Source organism: Elusimicrobia bacterium HGW-Elusimicrobia-1, assembly GCA_002841695.1.
In the GTDB taxonomy this organism is placed as follows: Bacteria; Elusimicrobiota; Endomicrobiia; order PHAN01; family PHAN01; genus PHAN01.
Map to the genome: position 1 here is coordinate 58026 of PHAN01000007.1, position 12032 is coordinate 70057.

Annotated in this window: 1 protein-coding gene (only partly in view); it reads left to right on the top strand. The window is 55.9% G+C overall.

The window, feature by feature from the left end; all coding sequences use genetic code 11:
• On the top strand, positions 1–12032 hold part of the coding region annotated (locus CVU77_05575; GenBank protein PKN01406.1) for a hypothetical protein (this coding region is incomplete at its 3' end). 16668 nt of the annotated region lie beyond the right edge of the window; 12032 of 28700 annotated nt are visible.

Below are 12032 nucleotides of genomic sequence, written 5' to 3' on the forward strand. Positions count from 1 at the left end.
ATGCTGAGTGAAACGAAGCATCTCGCTTTTGAGATTCTTCGCCTTCGGCTCAGAATGACACATTTTGCGACCGCAATTATATTTTTAATTACCTCTGCCCCCATTATTTTGCACGCCGACGACTGGTGGCACAATAAATTCCGCGCCGAGCAACTGGGAGGACTGGGCACCGGGGATTCATTTACCGTAGCCGGCGGCGGATTGTTGTCCGCTTCGCGCTCCGCATTATCGTTTACGGCACAGCAGAACGGAACAATCGTCGCCGTATTTTTCGGGTTCGTGACGGACAACGTATTGGCTACATGGCAGGTCGGATTATCGTCGGATAACGCGGGTGTCCCCTATGACGCTCTGGCCAGAACGCAGATAGACATGGCCAAGGCCGCGACCGTCCGCTGGTCGGGCAGGGTGGCGTTGCCCTCGGCTTTTCCCGTTCAGCAGAATGAAAAATATTACATAGATGTTCTGGCCACCGTCACGGGCGCCGACGGCGACAATAAAATTCTTGTGCTCGGCCCTCAAACCAATACGATACCAAAAGAAAACGCCGCCGACACGGGAGCCGGCGGATTGCACAAAGCGTCGGCCGGCGCCTGGGAAGCCAGAACCGTTGAGCCAATATACGTGGCGGAATATGGTGACGGCTCTTATCAGGGCAACCCTTATTTAAGGCCGTCCGCTAAAGGGGCTGCCTTAAAATATACGGATGCCACTATGCCTTTTCCTTTAACCGAACTAAGAGGAACCAACGCGCTCGGCCAGATTTTCAGAATAACCGGGGGCGACAAAGGTTTTGTAAAGATAAAAGCGTATGTTAAAAATCCGGGCGCCGGAACTCCCAACGGGCCGCTTATGGCCAGGATAACCAGGGTCTCCGGCGGCGCGGACGTGGCCGTGGTAGTGGATTCGTTTACATTTGTGGCCGCCGCCGCTTTGGCGAATGCGTGGACGGAAAAAGAGGTGGCCGCTCCGTTCGACACCAATGAAAAATTCCTGAACGCCTACGACTATCGCATAAAATTCTTTACTTCGGGCGTGGGGGCCGCTGACGCCAACTATTACCAGATAGCCGCGGCCGATACCAAAGACGCCGGCGCCGGCGACGAGTATAAGACGAACACGTGGGGCTCGGTTGACACTTATTACCAGACCTCGACCGACGGCGGCGCCACGTGGACGACTCCGTCCATTCACGGGGATATTTGCGGACTTCAATTTTATTATGACGACACCCCGCCGGTGGGTTTTGCGGTGTTGCAGCCGAATCCGGCTGAGACGACTTGGCGTAAATCGCTTACGGCGATCAGCGGCACGGCCAACGACGGCAACAGAATGCACGGCGCCGAAGGCATCAAACTTTTTATAAAAGACGAGACGCTGACGGCGGACGTCAAAAGATGGACTCCGGCGGGCAGTTGGACGTCATATTCCTCGGGCGATGAAAATATTCTGAGTAACTGGGTCTCTACCGGCGTGGCCGGTAACAATTGGCAATATCTGACGGTGGAAGCCCAAAATCCCGACGGCACAGGGCGTCTGAATATATGGCATAACAGAAAATATATCGTTTCGGTAATAGCTATGGACTCGGCCAGAAATTACGCCGTGAGTCCTTCCACACGCACGTTTACCTTCTATTACGATAAGTACCAGACCGGCCCGCCGGAGAATCCCGATTCGTACACAACCACTCCGCCCGGCGCTCTTGTCGCATCCCCTCCTTATCCTTACTATGGCGCAATATCGAATATAAGCGGCACGGCGGTAGATAACCCCAAAGGAACAGTGCAGTTTGTAAGGTGGATATTGTGGCGCGTCGGCGCGTCGGGAAATATCTGGTGGGACCCCGGCGCCGGATCGTGGAAGAACCCGCCCGCAGACCCTATGCCGACAGACCCCGCCAGTTGGTTCGGCGCTTCACGCACGGGGAAGGGCAGCGGAATTTATAATCTAAACGCGGACGTTGATTGGTATTCGGGCGATACGCCGCCGAAAGGTTCGATGATCGACGGCACTACTTATTATGTCGCGTCGCGCGCGGAAGACGCGGTTAAAAATGCGGCGGGAGTATGGGATTCCAACCTGGAAATAAACTTATCGACCGTGGCGTTTCGCTGGGACTCGGCCACGCCCAGTTCGACTTTTACGTATCCTACCGACGGCGTTCCCGCGGCGCCCGGTATGATTTCCAAGGATCCGCCGCTGTTTACGGGTATTATGAGCGACACTCTTTCCGGAATAGACATTTACGACCCGCTTTACGGCGCCGCCGTGCAGGTGGCGATGCAGAAACTCGACACCGGCAAGTGGTTGCAGGGCAATACGCGCGACGACTTCGGCGCCGACAATATAACCTGGCGCGACGCCAGTGTTTATACATCGAGTTGGTCGTGGCAGCCGCCGAGCGACCTTTTGACGGGAAAGTACCTTATTGTTTGCCGCGCCCGCGACAAAGCCAAGAACGAGCAGTCCGTATTTAGCATTTGGGGGTCGTCTCAAACAATAGAGGTCGACGCTCAGACACCGTCATCGTATCTTACCAAGCCCTATGCCGACGGCACCGACGTTTTCTACGCCAATCTGGGCACCATTTCGGGCACGGCTTACGACAATAAGGCGACCGGGGCCAATAACAGGATAATTGTACAAATCAGAGATTTAACACGAGGCGCTACTTACTGGTCGAGTTCTCTTTCCGGGTGGGTCGAGGGCTCTACCTGGTGCGTGGCCGCCGGATGGAGTCCGTGGTATCTTTCCGTGGGCGCCGCCAATTTCACCGACGGAAATCTGTATCTGGTTAAATCCCGCGCCCGCGACGACGCTCTTAACGAGGAGGCGGTTCCCGCCGATCCGCCGCCCGGCGAATATAACGCCAGACGGTTTTACGTGGATAAATCCGTGCCGGTTTCAAGCGTGACAGTTCCTTCGCAGAACTCTTACCTGAATGTCGATAATCTCGGCAATATCGGAGGCACGTCCATAGATTATCCGCCCATACCCGGCGGTTGGAGCGCTCCTGCGGCGCGCGGCGCCGGCATAGAAAATATAGAAGTGATGATCAGAAGATTCGATCCCACGCCGGCGCGTTACTGGACAGGCACATCCTGGCAGGATGTGGAACCTTCCACTTGGTCGGTGGCTTCCAAATCCGGCAACGATACCGGCGGCTGGACATTCAGCATCAATATGCCCCCGTCCGGCGATTTGGAAGACGGCGCCAGGTATGAAATATTTTCGCGGGCCGAGGATAACTCGAAAAACGTAAACAATGAAACTCTTCCGGGCAGCCGCGAATTCAATAGCGGAATTTCCGGCGAATCGCTCGGAAGCGGCCGCGTATTTACGTTCGATATAACCCGCCCGCTTTCGAGGATAAACCTTCCGGGCGCCGCGCAAACAAGAATCAACGCCCTTGATATGATATCCGGCACGGCGCAGGATCCCGGATTTACCGGAAGTATCGGCGCTGTGGAACTCAATATAGTAAATCTCGACGACGTTACGAACTGGAAATCATGGACCGGTTCGGCGTGGCAGTCGAATGCCAATCAGAATGAAAGAGACACGCATTGGGTTGCGGTGAATGCGTCGAACTGGGGCGGCAATTATTATTTATCGCCGAACGCCACTTTTTGGTCTGTGATCGTGCCGGAGGTTAATTGGGACGACGGCGTGCAGTACAGGATACGTTCGCGGGCAGTTGACCGCGCGGCAAACTACGACATAGTTTTATCGACCAGACAGTTCCGTTGGGATAAAACGCGTCCGACTTCGGCTATGAGCGCGCCCGCCCCCGGCGCATATATGAACTCTCTGTCTCTGGTAGAAGGCAATACTTCCGGCGACACGCAGTCGATGACTTATCAGTTGTATTACTCCACGGCTTCCGGTGTATGGCGTTACTGGAGCGACGGCGGCGAGGACTGGGCTACCGTTTATAATATTAACGACATACCGTGGCAGAATGTGACGCAGTGTATCGCGCCGTCGTGGAACAAAGATGTATCGTTCATTCAGAGCAATAACAAATGGGCCAGCGATTATGTCTATACGTTCAAGACCAAGGCGCTTGATTTAGCCCAGAACTCCGAGGACCCTCCGGCGAGCTCCAACTTCTATTACGATACGACTAAGCCCACTACGACGATAACTATGCCTAATCAGTCGGTGCACACCGGTCTGGCCACCATATCCGGCTATGCCGGCGACAGGACGTCCGGATTTACGGCGATAGACGCAGACCCGTCGGTTCAGGTAAGAGTAGCGTCGTCTCCGGCCACCGGCTACGACAGATATTACACCGGAGCCGGGTGGACTTCCGACCCCGACACTTGGCTCAACGCCGGCGCCTACACCCTTTCGCCCGACAATAAAACGATACTGTGGGAAAAAGTAATAGCGGATATCTGGGCACGCGATGTCGACTATCGTATCAACGCCCGCGCAAAAGACGCATCCGCGCCGGGCAATAATTACTCCTCCGTTTATTCCACAAGGACATTCAGAATAGACGATGTGGGTCCCGCGGCGGCCATAGTGCGTCCCGGCGCTAACGACCGTCTGCTTAATTTTGACAAGAACGCCGCCGTGCCGGCTACGCTTGCGACTATATCGGGCACGGCGTCGGATACTTCCAGCAACGTAACTCAGATAGAGTTAACCATCCGCGACGTCACTCGCGGCTCGACTTACTGGTCGCACGTCGCCGGCGACTGGGTGGTCGGTTTCACGTCGACGGTAATAAACATCGCCGCGCCCGCCAAGGATGTCGGTTGGAAATACGAACTCGACATAGACAAATTTATCAGCGGCAACAAATATGACTTTTCAGCCGTGGCTCTCGACGCGCCCGGCAACAGATCGTCGGCCAATACGAAGACGAACATACTCGTCGACTATACCAAGCCGCAGGCGGTGACAAACGATCCGTCCGAAAACCAGATATGCAAATCGGGATTTGCGACCATAACCGGCACCGCCGCCGACCCCAACGATCCGTCGGGCAATAACAGCGGCGTGGTTTCGACATTCAAAATTCGCATCAGAGATATCACGGGAACTCCCCAGTATTGGTGGGATAGCGGAGGCGGTTTGGCGTGGCAGGCGGATCCGCCCGGCTCCGAGGATAGTTATCCGTCCGTAAGTTGGGCCGGCGATTATCTGTCCACGGTAACGTGGTCATACGCATTTAGCGGTTCGTGGGTCGATAACGGAAGGTATTCCGTCGAGGTTCTGGCCAAAGACAACACCCGCGACCCCACCGATGCCGCCGGAACCGGCAATAAACAGTGGAGTTCATTGAGGACTTTTTATTACGACGCGTCGCCGCCGTCGTCGAAATTTACCACGTTTGCCGTCGACGAAGAGCATAAGGCATCGCTTACTTCTATATCGGGAACCGCCGCCGAGCCGAATTGGGCGACCGATGCCGCGCGACGGATAGACAAGGTAAAAGTTCACATTTACGACACCACGAATGGTGGAGAGCAAACGTTCAACGGCGGGGCATCGTGGGTGGCGGGCGAGCAGCTCGGCGATAGTTATTGGAAAGACGCCGTTTTCGTCGGAGCGAGTTCCGGCGCGTGGACTTACGCCGCGCCGTCGTGGACGCACAATACCAGATACCGCGTCGTGGCCAAGGCGTTGGATAAGGCCGGAAACTACGAAGTGGCGGTAACTACCCGTTACTTTACTTACGATGAGTACAGGTCGGATCCCGAAGTTCCGAACTCTCTTATAATATTGATGTCGGACGACTCCCACTATAACTACAAGTTCCTGTCTTCATCCGGCACGGCCGAGGACAACACCCGCGGCATTCTTACCGCGGCCCAGTTGCGGATACGGCTTCTGCCGCCTTCTCCCTTGCACGCCAGCGTAACTTATTACTGGAACATAAACGATGTAAACTGGAACTCCGGCGACCCTGATGCGAGCATAAACTTCTGGCCGTCGGCCACGGCTTCGGGCGGCGTTTTCGGCGCGGACAACTATGTCGAATGGTTCTGGAATACTCCTCAGTCGGGCGTGGCCGAGCAGCGTTTCTGGAGGAATGGCTCCAGATACGACATAATATCGAAAGCGCAGGATAAGGCCGGCAACTGGGAACTGATATATTCGACCTTCTCGTTTGTTTATGAAGTAGCCGCTCCCACCGCGGCCGTCGTTTATCCGGCGGCTTCTCCCAGCAATTACATTTCCGAAACCGGGTGGATAAACGGCACCGCTCTGGATACGTATCCCGGCCGCGTAAATTCCGTTCAGATACGCATAAAAGATCTCAGGTACGATTCCACTTACTTCGTAAGTTTGTCGACTTCGTGGGCGAATATATCTCCCGAAGATGCGTGGAATAACGCTTTCCTCAGCTCCGCCGGCACGTACTGGTACCTTCCGCAATACAACTGGATCACCGACGTAAATTATGAAGCCAACGTGCGCGTGCGCGACAGGGCCCAGAACTGGGGACTTTCGTATTCCACGAGGGCGTTCATCGCCGACTTCACGCCGCCTGCGGCCGCGATAAACCTTCCGCCTCCGCCCGACGCCGAAACGGTTCAGGGGCTGTCCACAATTTCGGGCACGGCCCTCGATGCTCCTCCCGGCTCGATTGACCGCGTCGAGGTGGCCTATCAGAGAACCGACGCGCCCGCCCGCTGGTGGGACGGCGGCGGGTGGAATTCCGTCGTCCCTGTTTATTTTGCGGCGTCTTATTCTTCGCCCACGTGGACCAGGGCATCCGGCAACCCGTGGGTCAACAACACAAATTATAAAGTTCGCGCCGTAATATACGACAGAGCGCAGAATTCCACCGCCGTCGAGCGGACATTTTATTTTCAGATACCCGCTCCCGCTACCGTCGTTACGTTTCCGGTGAATGCCCTGCACTACAAAGCGTCGGTGGCCAACCAGATACGCGGCACCGCCGAGTCGTTCAGCGAATACGTAGAACTCTCCATACAGGATTTGACACAATCGTCTACTTACTGGAGCAGCTATACTGCGCAATGGGTTGATTATTCCACGTGGACCACTCTGTCCATCAGCGGTGTCGACTGGTCATACGACATAACCCCGGCGTGGTGGACGTCCAATAAAAATTATAAAGCAAGGGCAAAAGCGACCGCCGCCGGGCAGACCGGAGACCCCGAGGCCAACCCGTCGACATTTGTGATAGATGATGCTTTACCGTCGAACACAACGATATTAAGACCTCTGGCCGATAACCATTACAACGCAACCACTCGTCCCCTTGCCACCATATCCGGCACCGTCACCGACGCAAACTCTATGGGTGTGGTGACTAAACTCGAAGTAAGAATACAGAACGGCTCCAACTACGCAAAGTTCAATTCCACTTGGACGGAATGGATAGCCGATAACACCACGTGGAATGAAACTAATATAACCGCTTTGCCGGAGTTCAAAATCACGGTACCGACGGGCACGTGGACTAATAATACGTCCTACAACATCCGTGTCCGCGCGACCGACAAGGCCTCCAACGTTTATACTCAGCCGTCGGACACCGCTTTCGTTTATGACATCACGCTACCCACGGCTGCAGTCACCAACGCGCAGAACAATGTCATATATTCCGCGCTTGCCACGATAGAAGGGACATCGTGGGACACGGCGCCGGGTTCCGTCGATAAGGTTGAGATACAAATAAGAAATGATTCTGACTCTATTTTCTACCGGTGGACGGGTTCCGACTGGGCCACGACCGGTGTATCCACTTGGGCGGTTGTTTCCGGCGTTGCGCCGTGGTCGCGCGTTTCTCCCACGTGGGCCAACGAAAAACAGTATACTTTACGCTCGCGCGCCGTCGATAAAGCGACCAACCAGCAAAACCAGTGGGAGACCGGCGCGTCGTCTTTCACGTTTAGATTTGACAATGCCGCGCCTACCGCGGGCGTCTCTTCCATATCCGCGGGACAGCGCGTCAATCCGGGCGACGCGTTCACCATTGTCGGAACGGCGTCGGACAATCTCGCCGGTATCGGCGAGGATTCGCCCTGCGGAGTCAATTTGCAGTTAAAAAGAATTACTCAGGCCGGCGCCACGAATTATTGGGACGGCGGTACGTGGCAGTCGTCGGGTCCGGTTTCTTCCATAGAGTTCGAGGCGCAGCAGTGGTTGTCCGGCACCGGCATATGGAACAGTTACTCGATAGGCCAGGTCAATCTTCCTTCCGACGAGAACTACAATATAAAAGTCCGCGCCGACGACCTCGCCATCCCCGCCGGAAATCAGGGCGCATACGGCGCGGGCGTCGATTTTATAATTGATAAAACCACTCCCGTTGCGCGCATCGTCAATCCGGCCGAGCAGAGTTTCAGAAAGTCGTCGTTGCTTGCGACTATATCAGGCACGGCTTACGACTGGGGCGGCAATAGTTACGTTCGCGTAAAAGTCGATCAACTCACTCCCGCCGAAGACCTCGGCATAGTGCCGTGGCACACCGCGCAGGGCGGTATCGGCGCGGGTACCGTGGTGTGGACTTCAACGTGGGCTCCGACGGGCGGCGGATGGCAATCCGGCAGGCAATACCGCGTGTGGGCGCAGGCGTACGATTTGGCCGGAAACGTTCAGAGTATACTATCGTCATCCACTTTTACCGTCGACGACGGCCCGCCCTCGGTCGTAATATACGATTTTGAGCCCGCCAACTGGGCGGCTCTTACAATAATTACCGGCACGGCCGACGACGCGATTTCTTCCATAACGGTTTCAAGCGTTGCCGTGTTGAATGTAAATTCCGGCAAGTGGTGGAACGGCGTGTCAACGTTCAGCGCCGCCTCCGCCGTCTATTCCACGGCGACCTACAACCCCGACACGAAAGTTTGGGAGTACGGCGATTTCGACGGTTATCTCCAAGAGAATACTTCCTATCGGTTCTATAACCGCGCCGCCGACGTCGCCGGCAACACGTTTACGGCTAATTCTGTCGTCGATAAATCCTCGCCGGCGGCAGTGGTAAACTTGCCGCCGTTCGGCGTGACGGTTTCATCCCTCTCGACCCTTTCGACCATTTCCGGCACGGCTTCCGACTCTCCCAGCGGAGTAAAAACGGTGCGGGTGGATATCTATAACGTCACACAAAGCCAGCAGGTAGTAAGCTGGGCTTTGGCGAGCGGCACGACACATTGGATATATACTTCGCCGGAGTGGACGTCGGGCGCGACGTATCGCATACAGGCGAGGGCCGAAGATTATACGGGGAATACCCAGACGGTTTTGTCCGTCGCGTATTTCCTGTTTGACAACCAGGCGCCGTCTTCGACGGTGGATTATCCCGCCGACGCAAGCGGCGTGAACACAAAACCCGTAACCGTCACGGGGCAGGCCGAGGATAATCCTCTGGTCAACGCCGAAGTCGGCGAGGTAAGGGTTTTCCTGCGCAGAAGCAACAATGATTACTGGACGGGTCTCGGCTGGCAGACCGACCCGTATTATTTCAGCGCCACTCTGAGTTTGCCAGCATGGTCGCAGAATTTTATAGCGGCGGCCTTTAACGACAATGAAGAATATCGCATATATACCGAGGCCATAGACAAGGCGCTTAACAGCGAAGGTGTGACACTTAAAAACACGTTCAAGTTCGACACCACTGCGCCGACCTCGCGCGTGATGTATCCGCCTCTTGCGGGCTCGACGTACGCTCAGGCGCTCGCAACCATATCGGGCACGGCTAACGACGCCAACGTCCGCGCCAGTAAAGTCACGACGGTGGATGTTGCCATTAAGCGTCTTTCCGATAATAAATGGTGGGACGGCTGGGCGCCCGGCGCCGGCTTCAATCAAAACGACATCACGTGGTCGACCGCCTCCATTTACAACGTCTGGACGTCGTCGGCGGACTGGCGTTATGTGGTTAATCCCGCGATGTGGACGGACACCACTTCGTATTACGTAATATCCCGCGCGCGCGACCTTGCGTCAAACTATGAAACCGGCTGGGCTACCAACACTTTTGTCTGCGACACTACCCCGCCGACGTCGCGCACGGTTCTTCCGCCCGACGACCCGTCTCTCGGCAATCCCATCGACTCACTTCCTATTATAACCGGCACGGCCAACGATACATCGCCGGGGCAGCTTGCGTCCACCATCCGGCTTATAATTTTCTGCCCCGACCAGGTGCCAACGCCGCCCAACGCCAATAATAAATACTGGACGAAAAACTCCGGAGTTTCCGGCAATTCCGGCGACTGGTCGCCCACGCCCGCATGGATCACCGCGCCCGTATCGGGCGGAGTGTGGACGTATGACGCGTCGGGCCTTGCCTGGGACGCCAAGGAATCGCCGGGATACAAATATCTCGTCTGGTCGCAGGCCTACGACCAGGGTGGAAATTATCAAACGTCCGCGACTACCAATACGTTCGGTTACGCCGCGCCTTTGCCGCAGACGCTCGTGGACTATCCCGCGTACAACGGATATTATCAGGGACTCTCTGCGATGAACTTCCGCGGCAGCGCCAATCAGTACACTCTTGAGGCGCAGGGCGGAGTAAAACTCAGAATCAGTTCGGCCCCCGGCAATTCCACGTATTGGAACGAGACGACGAAATCGTGGGTCGGTGAATACTGGAATCCGACGTCGCTTACCGAGGGTAATCCGGGTTCCTGGTCGATAGACATATCTTCGGATGCGTGGGTCAACGGAGGGCAGTATCTTGTTCAATCCAAGGGTTACGGCCCCGCCGGCACGGAAACGGCCATAGAAGACGTGGTATTTTTCATAGACCGCACCGCCCCCTCCGGCGCCATAGTCACTCCGTCGACGGCCAGCCACTATCAGTCGATAACGACTTTTGCGGGCGCTTCCGGCGACACCTCTGGCGGCGTCGTCAGTAAAGTCGAACTTCAGATCAGGAAGTTTATTAACCCCACCAACTACTATTACAACGGCGCCTCATGGGTTACGGAAGCAAATACATGGATAAACGCCGCGGCCGTCGACGCCGAGTTCGACACAAACAACGAGCCGTGGACGTATAACGTGACATTACCGACGGAATGCTGGACTTCTCAGATTACCCACTACGTCCGCGCCCGTGTGACCGACAAGGCCAACAACACTTATACGACGTCGGAAAATACTTATGTCATAGACCGCACTTCGCCTGCCACGGGCATACTTTTCCCGAACGCGTCCCTTCATAAGAGCGTGCCGGTTTTGTCCGGAACGGCCGCCGACACTGCTCCCGGGCAGTGGCAGGAAATACATATAGCCGTTTTGCAGATGGAAACAACCAAATACTGGTCGGGCACCGGATGGACGATAAATCCCGCGTACGAATGGCTGGACTCGCCGACCTATCCGTCGTATTTCTCGCTTTTCGCCGATTCGTGGACGTTTACATCGCCGTCATTCGAGGAGGGATATACTTACAGGATACGCACCCGAGCCAAAGACAAGGCGGGCAACGTAAGCGTCTCGTTGGCGCAAAAAGAATTTATATACGACAACGTGCGGCCCGTTTCGCGCGTTACTTATCCGTCGGTTGACGGACAGAAACTCAATACGATAAACATTGTCGAAGGCACGGCCGACGATCTCACGGCGAACCGTTACTCGTCGGGAGTGTCTACGGTTACGGCCGGCGAGGGCGCCGGCGCGCGCATAGCGCTTTTGCGCGCGTCGGATTCCAAATATTACGCGGGCGGCGGCGCGTCCGGATGGACGACTCCGTCGGACACGCCCGTGTGGTTCGACGCCATTTATTCAAGTGTAACAAAGGTCTGGCAGGTCGAATCGGCCGAACTTCAGACGTTTACCGCCGCGGGCAACCCCGCCGACGGAACTTACGGAATAATCCCGCGCGCTCTCGACGTTGCGACCAACGTAGAGGTGGTCTATGCAACCAGAACTTTTGTGTGGGACAAGACCCCGCCGACTTCATTCGCCACGTCGCCGTCGTCGGGCTCTTACGTCGCCACGCTTGCCCAAATCACCGGCACTTCGTCGGACGCCGCGGCCGGATCCAAAGAAGTGCGGGTCAGATTCTCTTATACATCCGGTTC